This is a genomic window from Asanoa ferruginea, from assembly GCF_003387075.1.
Classification (GTDB): domain Bacteria; phylum Actinomycetota; class Actinomycetes; order Mycobacteriales; family Micromonosporaceae; genus Asanoa; species Asanoa ferruginea.
The window spans coordinates 7167693-7184795 of sequence record NZ_QUMQ01000001.1 but is presented as its reverse complement, the minus strand read 5'-3'; the positions used below and the strand labels follow the sequence as shown (position 1 = coordinate 7184795).

General features: G+C 68.5%; 13 protein-coding genes and 1 pseudogene. 6 read left to right on the top strand and 8 right to left on the bottom strand.

Translation table 11 applies throughout. From position 1 onward, the window contains the following. Window positions 1-17 precede the first annotated feature (17 nt). Complete coding sequence (locus tag DFJ67_RS44130) at window positions 18-1622, bottom strand: hypothetical protein (RefSeq protein WP_244940447.1); 1605 nt, start codon at window positions 1620-1622, stop codon at window positions 18-20. A 586-nt stretch (window positions 1623-2208) separates the two neighbouring features. Beyond that, window positions 2209-2538 (bottom strand): annotated as a pseudogene (locus DFJ67_RS44125) (M14 family zinc carboxypeptidase); the annotation flags it as partial. A gap of 528 nt (window positions 2539-3066) precedes the next feature. Here DFJ67_RS44125 and DFJ67_RS33590 point away from each other — a divergent pair. Together DFJ67_RS33590 and paaK are read left to right on the top strand one after the other, a co-directional pair. Continuing rightward, window positions 3067-3363 (top strand): DUF4287 domain-containing protein, encoded by a 297-nt coding sequence (locus tag DFJ67_RS33590; protein WP_116072447.1) that lies wholly within the window; start codon window positions 3067-3069, stop codon window positions 3361-3363. A gap of 22 nt (window positions 3364-3385) precedes the next feature. Continuing rightward, on the top strand, window positions 3386-4663 hold the full coding sequence (paaK, locus tag DFJ67_RS33585) for a phenylacetate--CoA ligase PaaK (protein WP_116072445.1): 1278 nt from the start codon (window positions 3386-3388) through the stop codon (window positions 4661-4663). Here paaK and DFJ67_RS33580 read toward each other — a convergent pair. From DFJ67_RS33580 to DFJ67_RS33570, 3 genes are all read right to left on the bottom strand, one after another. Next, entirely contained in the window at window positions 4660-5787 is a 1128-nt protein-coding gene (locus DFJ67_RS33580) for an acyltransferase family protein (RefSeq protein ID WP_116072443.1), read from the bottom strand. The genes paaK and DFJ67_RS33580 overlap by 4 nt on opposite strands. Window positions 5788-5893: 106 nt before the next feature. Further along, window positions 5894-6523, bottom strand: coding sequence for a maleylpyruvate isomerase N-terminal domain-containing protein (locus DFJ67_RS33575; RefSeq protein ID WP_116072441.1), 630 nt, complete (start codon window positions 6521-6523; stop codon window positions 5894-5896). Between the two features lie 16 nt (window positions 6524-6539). After that, window positions 6540-6962, bottom strand: a complete 423-nt coding sequence (locus DFJ67_RS33570; RefSeq protein ID WP_116072439.1) for a TOBE domain-containing protein — start codon at window positions 6960-6962, stop codon at window positions 6540-6542. A 177-nt stretch (window positions 6963-7139) separates the two neighbouring features. Here DFJ67_RS33570 and DFJ67_RS33565 point away from each other — a divergent pair, with 177 nt between their 5' ends. The 4 genes from DFJ67_RS33565 to DFJ67_RS33550 are packed head-to-tail and all read left to right on the top strand — an operon-like array spanning window position 7140 to window position 10769. Next, a complete protein-coding gene (locus DFJ67_RS33565) occupies window positions 7140-8327 on the top strand; it encodes an acyl-CoA dehydrogenase family protein (RefSeq protein ID WP_116072437.1) in 1188 nt (395 codons plus the stop codon). After that, the gene (locus tag DFJ67_RS33560) at window positions 8324-9406 is read left to right on the top strand and encodes an acyl-CoA dehydrogenase family protein (protein WP_203783397.1); all 1083 of its coding nucleotides are present in this window, start codon (window positions 8324-8326) and stop codon (window positions 9404-9406) included. The genes DFJ67_RS33565 and DFJ67_RS33560 overlap by 4 nt, the downstream gene beginning before the upstream one ends. Then, on the top strand, window positions 9403-10155 hold the full coding sequence (locus DFJ67_RS33555; RefSeq protein WP_116072434.1) for an SDR family oxidoreductase: 753 nt from the start codon (window positions 9403-9405) through the stop codon (window positions 10153-10155). The genes DFJ67_RS33560 and DFJ67_RS33555 overlap by 4 nt, the downstream gene beginning before the upstream one ends. Beyond that, window positions 10155-10769 carry a TetR/AcrR family transcriptional regulator gene (locus DFJ67_RS33550; RefSeq protein ID WP_116072432.1) on the top strand — a complete coding sequence of 205 codons (615 nt, stop codon included), beginning with the start codon at window positions 10155-10157 and terminating at the stop codon, window positions 10767-10769. Before DFJ67_RS33555 ends, DFJ67_RS33550 begins: the two co-directional genes overlap by 1 nt. A gap of 658 nt (window positions 10770-11427) precedes the next feature. Here the strand turns inward: DFJ67_RS33550 and DFJ67_RS33545 are convergent. The 3 genes from DFJ67_RS33545 to DFJ67_RS33535 form a co-directional block, all read right to left on the bottom strand. Then, window positions 11428-14019 (bottom strand): tetratricopeptide repeat protein, encoded by a 2592-nt coding sequence (locus DFJ67_RS33545; RefSeq protein WP_170216093.1) that lies wholly within the window; start codon window positions 14017-14019, stop codon window positions 11428-11430. A gap of 1243 nt (window positions 14020-15262) precedes the next feature. Beyond that, on the bottom strand, window positions 15263-16210 hold the full coding sequence (locus tag DFJ67_RS33540) for an FAD-dependent oxidoreductase (protein WP_116072428.1): 948 nt from the start codon (window positions 16208-16210) through the stop codon (window positions 15263-15265). Window positions 16211-16287: 77 nt separating this feature from the next. After that, complete coding sequence (locus tag DFJ67_RS33535; RefSeq protein ID WP_116072426.1) at window positions 16288-17076, bottom strand: SDR family NAD(P)-dependent oxidoreductase; 789 nt, start codon at window positions 17074-17076, stop codon at window positions 16288-16290. Window positions 17077-17103: the final 27 nt, after the last annotated feature.

The window sequence follows — 17103 nt, the reverse complement described above, 5'->3', positions numbered from 1 at the left end:
ACCGGGCGCGCGGTGACTCAGCCCACGACCGACTTGAGCGGGATCCCGGCTGCGCGCAGGTCACTGACCAGATCGCGCAGGTACGGGTGCTCGTCGGCCTGAAGGCCTTCGGGGTTGGGGATGAGCAGGTAGGCCGAACCGTCGGCCTGGCTCACCCGCGCCGTGTCGGTGTAGGTGTCGACCACCGACTCGGTGCGTGCGAGGTCGGCCGCGGCGACCTGGATGGTGATCGGCCGCCACTCACCGCCCAGGTTCTCCGGTGCCGGCAGAGCCGCTGCGGCGGCCCGGGCCGGATCGACCGTCGCCGGCGCGGCCCGACGCGCCGACGGCGCGGCCGGGGACGCCGGGTAGAGAACGGCGTTGGCCAGCATCTGGATGCCGCTCTCGTTGTAGGCCCGGAACAGCGGGTTGTAGGCGAACAGCACTGCCCGGCCCGCCCCGGTCGGCTCGTCGACCAGCGCCGCCGTGCCCTTCAGCGTGTCGGCGCCGGCGGTGTAGCCGTTGTACCAGAACGTGTCGTCGCTCGGGTAGGTGAGCACGTTGATGCCGGTGGTGCTGGGCGTGAGGATCGAGTCGTTGTTGTTGAACTCGAAGTCCTCGGCCGGGCGGGTCGCCGCGACCGGGCTGGCGTGGTCGACGTCGACCCGGAAGTGCGAGCCCACGACCTCGTAGTCGGCCGGCTTGGCCTTCTCCGTGGTCGAGGTCAGCCCGGCCGCCCGGGCCATCCGGGTGCCCTCGTTGCGCAGCCCGATGTAGGTGTTGCCAGCCGCGACCCAGGCCCGCAGGTTGGCCTGGCCCGCCGCGGTGAGCCCGCCGGTCGCGTTGGAGCCGTCCGGCACCAGCACCACCGAGCGCTCGGTGAACGCCGGCGCGTTGTTGTTGATGTCGGCGGTGGTGACCGGGGTCAGGTGCAGGCCCCAGCGCTTGCCGAGCACGTAGCGCGCCTCGCCGTGCGAGCCCGACGTGGTGGAGATGCCGGTGCCCTGGAACAGGCCGACGTCGGGCAGGGTGAGCGCCGGGCCGGTGGACGGCTTGCGGCTGGCACCCATCGTGACGCCCAGGCCGAGCGCCCGGTCGTTGAGCGCCGCGGTGAGGTCGGCCTCGGGGAACGTGGTGTGGCCGGTCTCGGGGTCCTGGCGGACCTCGACGCCGGCGCCGAGCAGGGCGAAGGTGAACTCCGCCGCGCCGGCCGAGTCGCGCTGGAACTGGTAGGAGCCGCCCTTCGGCGCGGTGGCCGCCTTGCCGCCCGCCGGCCGTGCCACGCGCTGCACGTTGGGGTGCAGGTCGTCGCCGGTGTAGATGGTGTCGATGCCCATCAGCAGCGGGTTGCTCCACGACGACACGTCGTAGAAGTACGGGAACGGCACGTAGGGGTCTTCGCCCAGCGTCGCCTGGATCCAGTGCTTCTGCGGCTGCTCCATCGGGATCCAGTAGGCGCCCTTGGGCACGGTGAGGTTGTCGGCGGTGCGTCCGCCGAACACGTGTGCCTGCGGCACCGTGATCGGCGCCTTGACCTCGTAGACCTCGACGTCCATCGCGCGCAGCCGCTCGACCAGCTTGCGCACGTCGGCGAGCTGCCGGTCGGGCAGCAGGAAGTAGGACTTGACCTTGACGTCGGCCACCGGGAACTTGCACCGTGTTGTCGGGCTGGACGACCTCGTTGGGCTCCAGCTCGCCGGCCTTGCCCTCGGCCAGCGCGTCGGTCCAGATCTTGAAGTAGCTGTTCAGGACCTCGCGCTTGTTGTCAGCCGCCCAGCCGGTCGTCGACCACTGGGTGTTGAACTGCTGCTGCACCCGGTCCTGGACCGCCGAGGCGCTGCCCTTCTCGTACGTCATGCCAGCGGCGCCGAAGCCGGTGGCCGGCACCGTGTCCCCGTACCCCATGTAGAAGAGGTCGTAGGTGTCGTAGTTGAAGTAGCACTCGGTGGTCACCGTGTCGGTGCAGGCGCCGTTGTAGCCGAAGCCGGCCTTGTTGGCCTCACCGATCCGGTTGATCCAGTCGACCGGCGCGTCCGCGATCTCGTGGTGGATCGGGTCGGCGTTCGGCGGAAAGAAGTAGCGGCGGCTGCCCATCTCGTGCGCGTCGATGAAGACCTGCGGCGGGAACTTGCGGAGCAGCTCGATCTTGCCGTCGGTCTCCGGCTGGCTGCGGGCGAACCAGTCGCGGTTGAGGTCGAAACCGAAGTCGTTCTGCCGCCGGTTGGCGTCGCGGCCGTCCGGGTTCTGGGTCGGCACGATGACCGTGAGGAGGTTGTCGTTGCGGTCCTTGACGTCACAGGACAGGCCCGCGGCCAGCTCGTAGAGCGACTTCAGCGAGGCGTCGGCGCCGCTGGTCTCGCCGCCGTGCACGTTGCCGGCGATGTAGACGATGGCCGGATCGTCGTGTGCGATCCGGGCCGCCTTGGACGCCGCCATCGTGCGCGGGTCGCGCAGGTCGCGGATGTCCTCGGCGATCTTCGCGAGGCCGTCCTTGGTGACGTGGGCCGAGTCGGAGACGATCGCGTAGGGCAGCGGCTGGCCGGTCACGCTGGTGGCCATCGTGCCGGTGACCACGCGGTCGGAGGCATTGTCGACCGCCGCGAGGTAGCGGCGGATCTCGTCGTTGGTGACGACGCGCTGCTGGCCGACGCCGAGCGGGAAGCCGAGGAAGGCCTCCGGGCTCGGTACGTCGGCGAGGCGCGCGCCGGGGTTGGGGTCACAGGCTGGAGCGGCTCCCACGGAGGAGCCGTTGAGCAGCGGCAGCGTGCCGGCGAGCAGCAGCACAGCCGCAGCACCCGCCAACCGTTTTGCGCGGTTCGGTAGTCGCATTAAACCCGCTTCCCTTCCCGGAAAGGTGGAGTGAAAGGCAAAACGAGCCTAGGACCTGGCATTTCCCAAGGTCAAGATCCGAACGGCTAAGCCCATTTACTGCGGTGAATGGCATTAAATACCGTCTAATCGGGCGAAGTCGATCGTGGACCGGGCCGCGCCGCAACCCGCCAGAAATTTTTCCGGCGCGATGTCGAAACCGGCCCGGCCCGTTCGCTGCGGACGTAGACACCACCCACACCAACGAAGGAGACCGACATGTCGTTCCAGGCCTACCTCGACGCGGCGGAGGACAAGACCGGCCGGACCCCGCGGCAGCTCGTCGACGAGGCGATCGCCAAGGGGTACGACGCACCCGCGGTGAAGGCGACCACGATCGTCGAGTGGCTGCGCGACGACTACGGCCTCGGTCGCGGCCACGCGATGGCGATCGTGCACGTCATCAAGAAGGGTCCGAAGATCCCCGGCAAGCACGTCGGCGGCACCGGCGCGCACCGGGACGCCTCGGACACCCTCTGGCTCGACGGCAAGGCGGCGCGGGGGAGCCAGGCCTAGATCGCGGTGGCATGCTGGGCCCATGCCGCTTGAACCCATCGAGCGGGCGTCGGTCGACGAGCTGCGCGCCCTCCAGCTGCAACGGCTCCGCTGGTCGGTGCGGCACGCCTACGACAACGTCCCGCACTACCGGTCCGCGTTCGACGCGGCGGGCGCCCACCCCGACGACCTCAAGACCCTCGACGACCTGGCGGCGTTCCCGACCACCAGCAAGGAAGACCTGCGGGCCAACTACCCGTTCGGCATGTTCGCCGTTCCGCGCGAGCAGGTGGTGCGGGTGCACGCCTCGTCGGGCACCACCGGCCGGCCGACCGTGGTCGGCTACACCCGCGACGACATCGCGATCTGGGCCAAGCTGGTGGCGCGCTCGATCCGGGCTTCCGGCGGCCGGCCCGGCGACGTCGTGCACGTCGCCTACGGCTACGGGCTGTTCACCGGCGGCCTCGGCGCCCACTACGGTGCCGAGGAGCTGGGCTGCACGGTGGTGCCGGTCTCGGGCGGGATGACCGAGCGGCAGGTGCTGCTGATCCGCGATTTCGAGCCCGACATCATCATGGTCACGCCGAGCTACCTGCTGGCCATCGTCGACGAGCTGGAGCGGCAGGGCGTCGACCCGCGCGGCACCTCGCTGCGCCTGGGCATCCTCGGCGCCGAGCCGTGGACCGAAGACATGCGCCGCGAGATCGAGCAGCGGCTCGGCATCGACGCGGTCGACATCTACGGCCTGTCCGAGGTGATGGGCCCGGGCGTGGCCAACGAGTGCGTGGAGACCAAGGACGGCCCGCACATCTGGGAGGACCACTTCTACCCGGAGATCATCGACCCGGTGACCGGCGCCGTGCTGCCCGACGGCTCGTTCGGCGAGCTGGTCTTCACCTCGCTGACCAAGCAGGCGATGCCGGTGATCCGCTACCGCACCCGCGACCTGACCCGGCTGCTGCCCGGCACGGCCCGCCCGATGCGCCGGATGGAGAAGATCACCGGCCGCACCGACGACATGATGATCGTGCGCGGCGTCAACCTGTTCCCGACGCAGATCGAGGAGCTGATCCTCGGCACGGCCGAGCTGTCGCCGCATTTCCAGTGCGTGCTCAGCCGCAGCGGGCGGCTCGACTCGTTGACGGTCCGCGTGGAGCGGCGGCCGGAGGTCCTTCCCGGGGTCGCCGCGGGCGCTGCTTTGACCTTGGCCGCCAAGGTCAAAGCCACGATCGGGGTGACGGTGGCGGTCGAGGTGGTGGATCCCGACGGCGTCGAGCGCTCGATGGGCAAGATGCGGCGGATCGTCGACAACCGGCCCTAAACCGGCAGCAGCCGGGGACGTCGCTTCGCGGCCAGGTCCTCCACCCAGCCCACGTGGATCACGATCAGCACAAGCAGCCACAGGGTGATGGCGGTGTAGCCGACCTCGGCCAGCACGTCGCCGAACACCCAGACGTGCAGCCAGTCGCCGAGCGGGAAGGCGGCCGTGATCGCCACGTTGTGCCACAGGTAGATGGTCACCGCGCGCGAGTTGAGCAGGGTGACCGCGGCATCGGTGCGGTGCCGCTTGGTCAGCCAGTCCATTTTGGGCGCCAACCGCAGCAGCACGAGCACGAAACCGATCGAATAGATGGCGTACGCCGGTGGGTTGTCGCCAAGGTCGATGCCGTTCTCGCCGGGGTGGGTGACGACCCAGCCGACCGCGCCGGCGGTGGCCACGATGGACACGGCGAGGATCACCGGGAAGCGCACCTTGCGCAGGTCGCCGTCGCGGTGCGCGAAACCGAGGATCCAGCAGGCCGCGAACGTGAGCACGTCTTCGATCACCGAGGCGGACCGGTCGCCGAACGGCCACGCCGCGTGGTCGAACAGCGGCAGCAGCACCAGCGGCGCCAGCACCGTCGCGAGCCGGGCCTTGCGGTAGAGGGCCAGCAGCAGCGGGGAGAGCAGCACCAGCCAGAGGTAGGTGACCAGATACCAGAGGACGCCGCTGACCGGTTCGGCCCAGGCGGTCGCCGGCGGCTCGGCGACCGGCACCAGCCAGAGCAGGAATGCCGGCCACTGTGGATGGTCGTCCCAACCGAGCACGAGCATCGCGGGTACGAACACCGCGGCCAGCAACCACAACGCCGGCAGCAACCGGCGCAGCCGGCCGCGCACGGCGCGGGTGGCCGACCGGTCGACCGAGCGGGCCATCAGCGAGCCACCGAGCGCGAACATCACGCCCATCGCCGGGAAGCCCATGCCCAGCCAGGCGACCGGGAACATGTGGAACAGCACCACCCGCACGATGGCCGCCGCGCGGAGCAGGTCGAACCAGCGGTCCCGGCCTTTGGTGTCCACGTTGGATGGCGCTGGCGCGGCCGGTGCCGCATGGGCCGGTGCCGGCATCGTCGCGGTGTGGTAACGCGGCGGTCCGACCCAGTCGTCATTCCGTGTGGTCACCGGCCGACCATAACTACGGTGGGTGCCCGCCGTGGCTGATCGTCCCTCGCGCGGGCGACGGCCGTCCGGGTCGTCATTTCCGGCCGATCGAGCCGTAACCTCCCGGTCAGAGCGCGGAGATCGTCTCCGGCGCGCGCTCCCGGCGGCTGAGGCCGCGCAGCACCGCGGTCTGGCCGTGCCGCGCGACCGCCAGCGCGGTCAGCAGCCCGAGCACGGGGGTGATCACCGGCGGCGGGAACGTGGGGGTCGGCAGGCCGACGCTGACCGCGATGTCGTCACTGTGGACGCTGATCTCCATCATCCGGGTGACCAGCAGGTCGTCGAGCGTCAGTGCCCAACCGGTCCAGATCAGCACCGACCGGTCGGGCTCCAGCCCGGGCAGGATCGACCGCAGGGTGGCGAGTTCGGCGTGCGCCCGCTCGATCAGCGGCGCGTGGCCGACGGCGGCGTAGTCGTCGCTCTGCCCCCGGATGGCCACGTTGGCCGGTGCGTCGATGTCCTGGCCGAGCCACGCCGCCGCGGCGTAGTGGGCCATCAGGTCGCGCGGCTCCTGCTCTGAAGCGGGCTTCTCGACGGCCTCGATCACCTGGTGGAACTGCCGCGCGAGGTGGCCGGCCAGGCCGCCGACAGTGAGCCCGGTCAGCGCGCTCGGCTCGGTCCACCGGTCAGCGACCGCCCGGTCGGCGAGCAGGTCGACGGCGATCGCCGCCGCGTCGAGGAATGCCGTGCGGTGCATGCGGTGGATCTTAGCTTCACTCGACGGCGACGCTGACCTCCGTCGCCTTGACCAGGGCGACCACCTCGTCGCCCTCGCTGAGGTCGAGGTCGTTGACGGCGTCGTTGGTGACCACCGCGGTGAGCGCGCCGCCACCGTCGACCGCGACCTTCAGGGTGGTCATGGCGGCGCCGCCGGTCAGCGACGTGACGCGGCCGGGGAGCTGGTTGCGGATGCTCACGTCACCGACCGCACCGGTGGCCAGCGCGACGTCGGTCGCCTTGACCAGCATGGTCACCGGCAGGCCGGCGATGAGCTGGAGCTCGTCGGCGCTCTCCCGGGTGATCGCGGCGGTCAGATCCTGTCCGCTGGACAGGCGGGCCTTCACGGCCGCCATCGCCTCGCCCCGGGACACCGAGAGGATCGTGCCGTCGAGCTGGTTGCGGATGCTGAGTCGCATGAGCTAGTCCATTCGCGATCAGTTGATGCGATTTTGTCCTCTCCATCCTGCCCTCGGCGCCCGACCCCGAAACCGCGCGACACGCCCTGGCCGTGGCGTCACGGGCGGTCGGCCACTAGATTGCAGTCTGAGTGCAAATTCTTGAGCCGACCTTTGACCTTGATCAGGAGGGGCGCGATGGCGGAGCCCATCACCGAGGCCGACCTGCGGGAGCGGATCTCGGCGTTCCTGGCCGACCACGACCCGGCCGGCGATCGCCTCGCCTTCCTGCGCGCGCGCTTCGACGCCGGGTTGGCCTGGGTGCACTTCCCGGTCGGGCTCGGCGGGCTCGCCGCCGGACGGGCGCTTCAGCCGGTCGCCGACGACGCGTTCGCCGCCGCCGGGGCCCCCGACAACCGGCCGTCCCGGATCGGCATCGGCCTCGGCATGGCGGCGCCGACGATCCTCGTGCACGGCACCGACGCCCAACGCACCCGCTTCCTGCGTCCGCTGTGGACCGGCGAAGAGGTGTGGTGCCAGCTCTTCAGCGAGCCCGGCGCCGGCTCCGACCTCGCCGGCCTGGCCACCCGGGCCCGCCGCGACGGCGACGGCTGGCTGCTCGACGGCCAGAAGGTGTGGACCTCGATGGCCCACGTCGCGCGCTGGGCGATCCTGCTCGCCCGCACCGATCCCGACGTGCCCAAGCACGCCGGGCTGACGTTCTTCGTGCTCGACATGACCGCACCCGGCGTCGAGGTGCGGCCGCTGCGCCAGCTCACCGGCGAGGCCGAGTTCAACGAGGTCTACCTGACCGGCGTCCGGGTGCCCGACGAGCACCGCCTCGGCGACGTCGGCGCCGGCTGGAAGGTCGCGCAGACCACACTGATGAACGAGCGGGTGTCGATCGGCGGCGGCGCGCTGCCCCGCGAAGGCGGCATGATCGGCGTGCTGGCCAGGGCCTGGCGCGAGCAGCCGGCCGTGCGTACCCCCGGCATGCACGACACCGTCATGCGGCTCTGGGTCCGCGCCGAGGCCGCCCGGCTGACCGGCCTGCGGGTCCGGCAGCAACTCGCGGCCGGCGCGCCCGGGCCCGACGGCTCGGCGGTCAAGCTCTCGTTCGCCACGCTCAACCAGCAGATCTCCGCCGCCGAACTCGACCTGCGCGGCGACGAGGGCCTGCGCCGCGATTCGTGGGCGATGAGCCGCCCCGACGACGTCGACTTCACGGGCCGCGACACCGGCTACCGCTATCTGCGGGCGAAGGGCAACTCGATCGAGGGCGGCACCTCCGAGGTGCTGCGCAATATCATCGCCGAGCGGGTGCTCGGCCTGCCCGCCGAGCCGCGGGTCGACACCCGCGTCGCATGGAAGGACCTGCCCCGATGAGCGACCTGCTGGACCTGCTGGAGTCGCCGGACGAGCAGGACCTGCGATCCGGCGTACGCGACATGCTGGCCGCGGAATGCCCCTGGCAGACGGTGCTGTCGTTCGTGTCGGAAGGCGCCGAGGCCTACGACGCGAAGCTCTGGCGCACGGTGGCCACCGGCATGGGCCTGGCCGGCCTGCTGGTCCCCGAGTCGCAGGGCGGCGCCGGCGCCCAGTGGCGCGCGGCGGCGATCGTGGTCGAGGAGTTGGGCCGGGCCGTCGCGCCGGTGCCGTTCGTGTCCAGCGCGGTGGTCGCCACCACGGCGCTCGGCTCGTCCGACGAGCCGTCGTTGCTGGGCCGGCTGGCGTCGGGCGAGCTGACCGCGGCGCTGGCGGTGCCCTATGGCCTGTGGTCGGCACCCACGCTGCTGTCGGTGGTGGACGGTGCGGTCACCGGCACGGTGCGCGGTGTTGCCGACGCCCTCGGAGCCGGTTTGCTGCTGGTCCCCGCCGACGACGGCCTCTACGCGGTCGACGGCGCCGCGGTCCGGCGTACCCGGGTGCTCTCTCTTGATGAGACCCGTCCGTTGGCCGACCTGGAGTTCCGCGCGGCGCCCGCCCGCTTGGTCGGCTCGCTGTCGGCGGTGCCCTGCGCGCTGCGGGCGGCGGCCACGATGACCGCGGCCGAGCAGATCGGGCTGGCGTCGTGGTGCCTCGATGAAACAGTCGGCTACCTCAAGGAGCGCTACCAGTTCGGCCGCCCGGTCGGTTCGTTCCAGGCGCTCAAGCACCGCCTGGCCGACCTGTGGGTGGAGCTGACCCAGGCCCGCGCGGTCGTCGCCTACGCGGCCGCCGACCTGGCGGCCGGCGCGGCGGACGGTCGGGTGGCGGCGTCGCTCGCCAAGATCGTAGGGTCCGAGGTCGCGGTCCGCGCGGCCGAGGAGTGCGTGCAGATGCACGGCGGCATCGGCTTCACCTGGGAACACCCCGCCCACCTCTACCTCAAGCGGGCCAAGGCGACCGCGGTCGCGTACGGTTCGCCCGACCGGCACCGCGCCCGCCTGGCCACGCTGGTCGACCTACCGCTGGAGGAGTCGTGACCGCTTCCCTGACCGGCCGGGTGGCACTGGTCACCGGCGCGAGCCGGGGCATCGGCCTGGCGATCGCGGCCCGTCTGGCCGCCGCGGGCGCGAAGGTCTGCGTGACCGCCCGCAAGCCGGACCCGCTCGCCGAGGCCGTCTCTCTGTTGGGTGGCCCGTCGGTCGCGCTCGGTGTGGCCGGCCGCGCCGACGACCCCGAGCACCGGGCCGCGGCTGTCGCTTCGGCGACGGAAGCGTTCGGGCCGATCGACATCCTGGTCAACAACACCGGCATCAACCCGGTCTTCGGCCCGCTGATGGAGATGGACCTCGGCGCGGCCCGGAAGATCTTCGAGGTCAACCTGCTGTCGGCGCTGGGCTGGGTCCAGGAGGTCTACGGCGGCGCCGCTCGTCCCGGGGTGGTCGTCAACGTCTCGTCGGTCGGTGGCCGGGTGCCGCCGCCCGGCATTTCCTTCTACGGCATCACCAAGGCGGCGCTGGAGCACCTGACCCGCTGCCTGGCGGTGGAGATGGCACCGCACGTGCGGGTCAACGCGGTCGCGCCGGCGGTGGTGAAGACGAAGTTCGCGACGCTGCTCTACGAAGGCCGCGAAGACGAGGTCGCGGCCTCTTACCCGCTGGCCCGCCTGGGCGTCCCCGACGACGTGGCGGCGGCGGTCGCGTTCCTGGCGTCCTCTGAAGCGGCCTGGATCACCGGGCAGACGCTGGTGATCGACGGCGGGGTCACGCTGACCGGGCGGGGCGCCTGATGGCCATCGGTTCGCCAGGCCCCGAGACCGAGCGCGTCGACGGCCGCACGGCGCGGGCGGAACGCACCCGGGCGGCGATCGTCGACGCACACCTGGCCCTGATCGGCGAGGGCGACCTGCGCCCGACGGGGGAGCGGATCGCGGAGCGGGCCGGGGTGTCGCTCCGTGCACTGTGGACCAACTTCAAGGACATGGAAACCCTGTTCGAGGCCAGCGGCGCCCAGGTGCTGGGCTCCTACGACGCGGCCTACGTGCCGGTGCCGCCGGACCTGCCGCTGGCGGAGCGGGTGGCCCGCTACTGCCGGCAGCGGGGGCGGCTCATGCAACTGATCGCGGCACCGGCCCGGGCCGCCGCGGTGCGCGAGCCGTTCTCGCCACAGCTACGCCGCAACCGCCAGAAACACATCGACCGGGTACGCGACGAGGTCACCCAGGTCTTCGCCGTGGAGTTGCGGCTCGCCGGACCGGAAGCCGACACGTTGCGCGACGCCTTGATCGCCGCGTCGATGTGGCCGGCCTGGTCCATGCTCCGGGAAGGCCTGTCACTGTCTCCGGAGGAGGCGGAGAAGGTGATGACCCGCACCATCGCCGCACTCCTGACCGCCGACGCGTAACCACGCCCCGGATCGCGCGGTGAGCCGTGGCTTGATCCGAACACCCCCGATGGAAAGCGCTTGCACACAAGCCATATCTGTAGCCCGATCTTTGGCCTTCTCCGTTTCGGATATCTCCACAATTTACGGGCCCGCTTGTGGGTACGGGTCGGGATGCAACGGCACGCAGCTAGCGGGCGCCCAGCAAACAGCAGCCAGCCGAGCGCCTGCACCCCGGGTCTGTCGCAGGGCCTGAGCCCTTTTAAGCGCTGAGGTGGCGAGCGGGTGGCACGGCTGTCGGTGCCGATCAGAAGGTTTTCAGCGCGAGGTGGAACCCGCATCCTTAATCATGAGTCTCACTATTTCGGCGTTCTCCTAGACCAGCAGCGCGTAGCGAAGGCAGAGTGGGGCGCGGGCACTGCTCGAAGCGATCTAGGGCCAACGGCTCGCTTTCCGGGGTGAGACCCGCAAGCCCGAGTACAACGCAAAGCAGGACGCTCGATAATGTATGAGCGACGTCGCGGGCGTCGACGCCGACCTGCGATCAGGTCGACCAGTCGGCCGAAACGGTCGACGGCTCTCTCGCAGGAGATAAGCGAACCATCGGTCATCAGCCGTGGAGGACGCCCATAACTGTCATTGTAGTCAACGCAGTCAATGTCCGGAGGTTGGAGGAGCGTCACGGGGTGTCGGTTCCGACCTCTCGCTGCCGACCTAGCCACCCCAGAACCTCCACCCGAAGCTCCCGTGCCGCAGCGAGTTGCGGTCGGTACTCGTCGGCACCGCGGGCAACGAGAGTCTGCAAGATTCCTGCATACTCCGCAACCACGGCCAAGGCTGTTTCATACTGCCCTGTAGACGTCAGGTGGTGGCACAGGTAATCGAGATCCTTCGTGTACTCGGCGGCGTCGTGCTCTCGGCAAACATCTAACAACTGTTGGATCGCTTCGTGCGATTCCCTTTCGCGGCCTAGTTTCCACAAGTCGAGATTGAGGCTGAGCAACGTCATGGCCATTTCGGTCGAGTCTCGCGGCGAGTGTTCGTTTGCAGATCGCCGAAAATCGGCCAAAGCCCGGCGGGAATAGATGACGGCTTCCTCGTGCCGACCAACCGATCCAAGGAGCTGACCAAGACTATTACTCGCCGCCGGCAGACCGTGGTCGTTTGCAAGCATTTCGAATAGTTGAATGGCCTTCTCGGTCAACGCGGAGGCATCGCCGACTCTGCCAGCGTCGTCTAGACACGCCCGAAAGAAGCGGACCCGTCCTCCCAGCTCTTCCGCCGTTTCGTGATTGAACTCAGCAAGGTCGAGGGACACCTCTACTGCTTCTCGGATTAGTTTGATCGACTCGTCCGCCTCGCCAAGAAACCAACGTGCGCGCGCCAGACTATGCAACGACCTCGCCAGTCCGATTCGTCCACCACCGCGATGTCCTGCACCGATTGCCTCGCGATACAGTCGAATCGACTCGGCGGCATGAGACTTTGAGTCGTCCCACCTCGACTGGTCTTGCAAAAGAATACTGATATTGAGCAGCGCGGCCGCGACTAGCGTTTGCGAGTTGGATACGCTCGCGCCCAAACCGCGGCGAATCCTTAGGGCCTCTGTAAAGGCTTCCAAGCCGCCTTCCAACTCGCCTAGATCATGCAAGGCACTACCCAGCGTCGTAAAAGACTGCCCAAGTGCAACCGCAGTCTCGGCTTGAGGGAAAGCCGAATGCTGTAGCATCTCGATTGTTCGCGACGAAACATCGCGTGCCTCTGCGAGCCTCCCCAGCTTAAGTAGCTCAATGCCCGCTTGAGTCAGCGCATTGCCCAATTCGGCAGCGTAGTCCGCAGGAGGCCGGTTTAGCTCGTTATATAGCTTGATAGCTGCGGACGTCGCCTCGTAAGCCTCTTCGACGTAACCAGCGTCTAGCCGTTTCCGGCCGAGGTTGAGAAGAGCATTAGCTCTGTCGGCCGGACGTATTTTCTGGGCCAGTCGATGTTCGGCAACAACTTCTTCGATTCTGGCCGCGCTTTCATATAATTCAATATCCGGATCGGTCATGTAGTCGCTGATCGCCGCTAAGGCGACGTAATCGATTTCGGGAATGGTAAGCAAACGCGTCAAAGCGGCCGGCCCGGCCGCGGTTGCTAAGCTAGGCCGCAGCCGAAGAGCGGGCCACAAATGGTCTCGGGCAATGTGTGGCCATCGCCGCGCTACTTCGACGAGTACTGTCATGATCTCTGGCGCGTGTCCTGTTGGCTGCTGCGTCTCCGGAAGATCGAGAAGCCAATCAATTGCGGTTGGCGTCCAGTGTGCATCAATGGGGTATGAGACGTCGTGGCCTGGCATTTGCAGGGCGATGAAGTCTTCGCCTAGACGGTCGGGGAAGAGGGGCTCTAACACCATTCCGGGCGCTGCGGGGGGATAGCAGATGGCGTGATCTCGAAGAACTTTCGCCCCAGTTTCCACGGCGGTAGCGACGTGCGTGCGGCTGAGCAATGATAAACCATCTTCATAACTGACTGATCGGGTGAGCGTGGCTAGGAAGGTCGCTTGTGCCATTACGGCCGGCTCGGTGAAGTTCGGGTCTCGGGCGTGGATAGCCTCCCACTCTTGGCGCTCTCGTCGAAGTAGATATGCAGATAACCCGTCGGGGTCTGTCGGGAGCCTCTCTCCGGATAAGTGAGCATGGACAGATGCCAACGCGGCCATGTGTATCGCGAGCAACAGCCTGAATTCGCGCCTGTCTAGATCGTCGGGAGCACGGATATCCGACGCTCTCACCCTCAACGCTTCGGCAAATGCGTCTCGTGCGCTATTAAACACCTCTTCGCGGGCATGGCGGCTTTCCGCCATGGGGGGCAAGGCGAACGCGTCCGCGTGAATTTCGGGATCGGAAAAGTGATCAAGCGTGTCGACTATCGACTGCCACCAGAGACCGGCCGGACGGGCAAGTACTAGGACTCGTAGCGGCACACGCACCAACCTGCGGTGTTGAACAATAAGGGTGCGCAAGTCATTGGTAGGCCATCGCTCTCCATAGTCGACAACGATGAGCAACCCCCGCCCGGTCACGCTGAGTTGCTGCTCGCCAACTATGTCGTCGGTGAGACCGAGGAGCTTTATGCTGCTAGCTTCCGCGACTGTCCAACCTGCGCTTGCAGAAAGTTCGGCCAGTTTACCTGCCAAGCGGGTCTTACCTTGGCCGCCTGGGCCGTACAACAGGCGGACTCCGATCGACATCCGCGGGTCATCGAGCCACTTGTACATCTTCTCAAGCACGTCGTCTCGGCCGGACCACCACGGAACCAGGCGACTGCGGGCGGCGAGTAGCCAACTTGGCTGCCGTTCGGACCGTGATCGCGCTGGCGGCGGCGTCGGATCGTGCGGTATCAACACATACGGCGGTGACCCCTGATGCACGAAGACGTACTGGTCCCCGTGTTGAACGGAAAATACTTGACCTTGGTCTCGAGCTTCGTTGCGTACCTCCGATCCTTGGCCGGACGGCAGCGCATTCGGCGATGTGTCGGCGAACTCGGTCATAATCGGCCACGTCCTGGATCGTCAGCGATTCTGGTTGTCCCCGTGCTGCCGTGTCAGTTCGGTGAATCTCGCTTGTGTCATCAAGGTGAACTTAGAGATCCATCCTGGACACCGAAAGTCATGGTATGGCCGCTCGCGACGTTCATTTGAAGATGCGTCTTCGCTGTAGCCGCAGCACCGCGCGATGCAGCGGGTGCGGCGCCGTCGATGCCCTGGTGTTCGATCTTCCGGGAGCGCCAGCCTTGAGCCAACCCTCCGGCGCAAGCGGCACTCCCATAGAGCCCGCGACACTGGGCCGTTGGTCCCCGGGACGATGCCCTTCGGTGATCAAGAACCGAGCCACGATGCTAACGCCGCTCCATGAACTCGTCGAGCCACTTGCCGGTGTCAGCGGCGCCGAACGCGACCGACGGGCTGCCTGCCACGAAGATGGGTACAGCGACGGTGGCCTTGCGTCCTCGGCCCATGACTCATTTTCGTCGAGCATCGCCATCGGGGTATCGCCGCAGCGGTGTACACAATCGGACAGGATTGCAGCCTGAGCACGACCACTCGCGGTTTGCCTTGCCGGATCTGGGTTTCGTGGTCGCGGCGAGCTGTGTCGGACCGGCGGCTCAGCATCTCCCGCGGAGCGTCGTATGTAGACCCTCGACCGCAGCGGTTGCGTCGGAAGGTTCTGTCGAGATCATGTGCACGGGATCTGGGCTGGGAACGGGTCGTGTGATGATCGTGTGCGCCCGGTCTGGGCGACATGCCGTCGCGAATCTAGGTGGCGTGCACTTGATCATGGTCCCGGCGGTCGATGAACCGGTCGATGCTGGGGCACCCGCAACTGTCGATTGTGCCGCCGCGCAACATCGTTCCTGACCCGGGTCAGGTCCTTCGGTCTTGACTGCGACGAACGACGGACAGTGAGCCTGGCGGGAGCGACGGTCGTGCCCATCGCGGACCCGAGCAATGGTCGGGGCGATCTTGATCCTCAGCTTCCGGTGATCAGGCGGGCGGATTCGCGGGCGCAGCCCCACGAGAGGCTGACCCCGGTGCCGCTGTGGCCGTAGTTGTGCACGATCAGGGTCCGGTCGTCGCGCCATTCGACGGTGACGCGGACCGAAGGGCGGTCGGGGCGTAGGCCGGTCACCGTCTCGATGACGGTGGCGTCGCGCAGGCGGGGCTCGACGCGGCGGCAGCGTTCGAGGATGCGCGCGGTGAGGTCGTCGTCCGGGGTCAGGTCGTAGCGGTCCGGGATCCGGATGCCGCCGCAGACCACGCGTTCCGGGTGGGGCATGAAGCTGGTCCACTCGGCGTCGCGTCCGAGTTCCATGAAGGCGTCGTCGAGGCCGGGGTTGGTGAGGATGACGTGCTGGCCGAAGACGGGTCGCAGGGTGTCGTCGCCGGCCAGGTCGCGGGCGCCCAGGCCGGTGCAGTTGACCACGCGCTCGCCGGCGTCGGCGAGGTCGGTGACCCGGGTGTGGTCGATGTGGACACCCGCCGCGGCGAGCCGGCGTTCGAGGTGGCCGAGGTAGGTCGGCATGTCGACCACCGGCATCCGGCCCCACGAGCCGGCGGCGAATCCGGGCGGCAGTTCGTCGCTGGTGGCGGCGCGGAGGCCGGAGATCATCGTGACCTGTGGCGGCAGGTCGCCGTCGGGTAGGGCGTCGCCGACGGTCAGTACGTTCGCGATCCGCACGCCCGTGGTCGGGTCGGTCGCTAGACGCTGGAAGTCGTCGAGCGACTGTGCCGTCCATTCCAGGGTCTTGTCGAACGGTGGTTGGAACGACGGTCCCCAGAGGGCGCCCGCGACCATGGAGGTCGTCTCGCGCGTGGGTCGGTCGGTCAGCACCCTGGTCGGCACGCCGCTTTCAGCCAGCACGACCGCCGTGGTCAGGCCGCTGACCCCGGCGCCGACGACGACCACCTCGTCATCCATCGCGACCCCCCGCCTCGGTTCGCGTCCAGGCTAGACCGCAGCCACGCGTCTGGCGTCGACGCGTGGCTGCGGGGCGGTCAGTTGCGGTAGCGGTCGGCGGGTACCGAGCGGGACAGGTTGGGGATCAACGTCTGGCGGGCGGCGTCGAACTGGTCCCAGTGCGCGATGTCCGGCAGGGAGAGCAGGGTCATCGGCTCGCCCGCGTCCAGGCCGGCGAGAGCGGCGTCGACCGCGTCGTCGGCGGACATCACCCACTCGTCCGGCATCGCGGTGACCTCGATGCCGGAGCCGTCCCAGAACTCGGTGCGCACCGCGCCGGGGAAGACCGCCTGCACGCGGATCCCGGTGTCGGCGAGCTCCTGCTGGAGGGCCTGGGTGAAGGCCACGACGTAGCTCTTCGTGCCGCTGTAGACCGCGCTGACCGGCAGCACGTTGAACGCCAGGGCGGACGACAGGTTGATGATCGTGCCGGTGCCCCGGCGGGTGAAGCCCGCGAGCGCGGCCGTGGTGAGCCGGGTCAGCGAGGTCACGTTCAGCGTGATCAGCTTCTCCAGCTGGGCCGGGTCGGCCTGGGCGAGCGGGCCGAAGACCGTTCCGCCGGCGTTGTTGACCAGCAGCGCGACCGACTCGTCGGTCCGCAGGCGATCTTCGAGCGTCGCGAGGTCGGTCGGGTCGGCGAGGTCGGCGGCGAGCACCTCGACCGAGCGCCCGGTGCTCTCGACAATCTTGCTCGCGACGGCGTCGAGCCGGGTCTTGTTGCGGGCTACGAGCAGGAGGTCGTAGCCGCGGCGGGCGAGGCGGTCGGCGTAGACGGCGCCCATGCCGGTCGAGGCTCCGGTGACTACGGCGATGTTCGGGTCAGACATGGGGGTTCCTTCGAAATCGGAATCGGT

Bases quoted from the DNA above. Each gene is read 5' to 3' on its own strand.
- DFJ67_RS33590 (WP_116072447.1), top strand. From the start codon at position 3,067: ATGTCGTTCCAGGCCTACCTCGACGCGGCGGAGGACAAGACCGGCCGG.
- paaK (WP_116072445.1), top strand. From the start codon at position 3,386: ATGCCGCTTGAACCCATCGAGCGGGCGTCGGTCGACGAGCTGCGCGCC.
- DFJ67_RS33575 (WP_116072441.1), bottom strand. From the start codon at position 6,523: ATGCACCGCACGGCATTCCTCGACGCGGCGGCGATCGCCGTCGACCTG.
- DFJ67_RS33570 (WP_116072439.1), bottom strand. From the start codon at position 6,962: ATGCGACTCAGCATCCGCAACCAGCTCGACGGCACGATCCTCTCGGTG.
- DFJ67_RS33565 (WP_116072437.1), top strand. From the start codon at position 7,140: ATGGCGGAGCCCATCACCGAGGCCGACCTGCGGGAGCGGATCTCGGCG.
- DFJ67_RS33560 (WP_203783397.1), top strand. From the start codon at position 8,324: ATGAGCGACCTGCTGGACCTGCTGGAGTCGCCGGACGAGCAGGACCTG.
- DFJ67_RS33550 (WP_116072432.1), top strand. From the start codon at position 10,155: ATGGCCATCGGTTCGCCAGGCCCCGAGACCGAGCGCGTCGACGGCCGC.
- DFJ67_RS33540 (WP_116072428.1), bottom strand. From the start codon at position 16,210: ATGGATGACGAGGTGGTCGTCGTCGGCGCCGGGGTCAGCGGCCTGACC.
- DFJ67_RS33535 (WP_116072426.1), bottom strand. From the start codon at position 17,076: ATGTCTGACCCGAACATCGCCGTAGTCACCGGAGCCTCGACCGGCATG.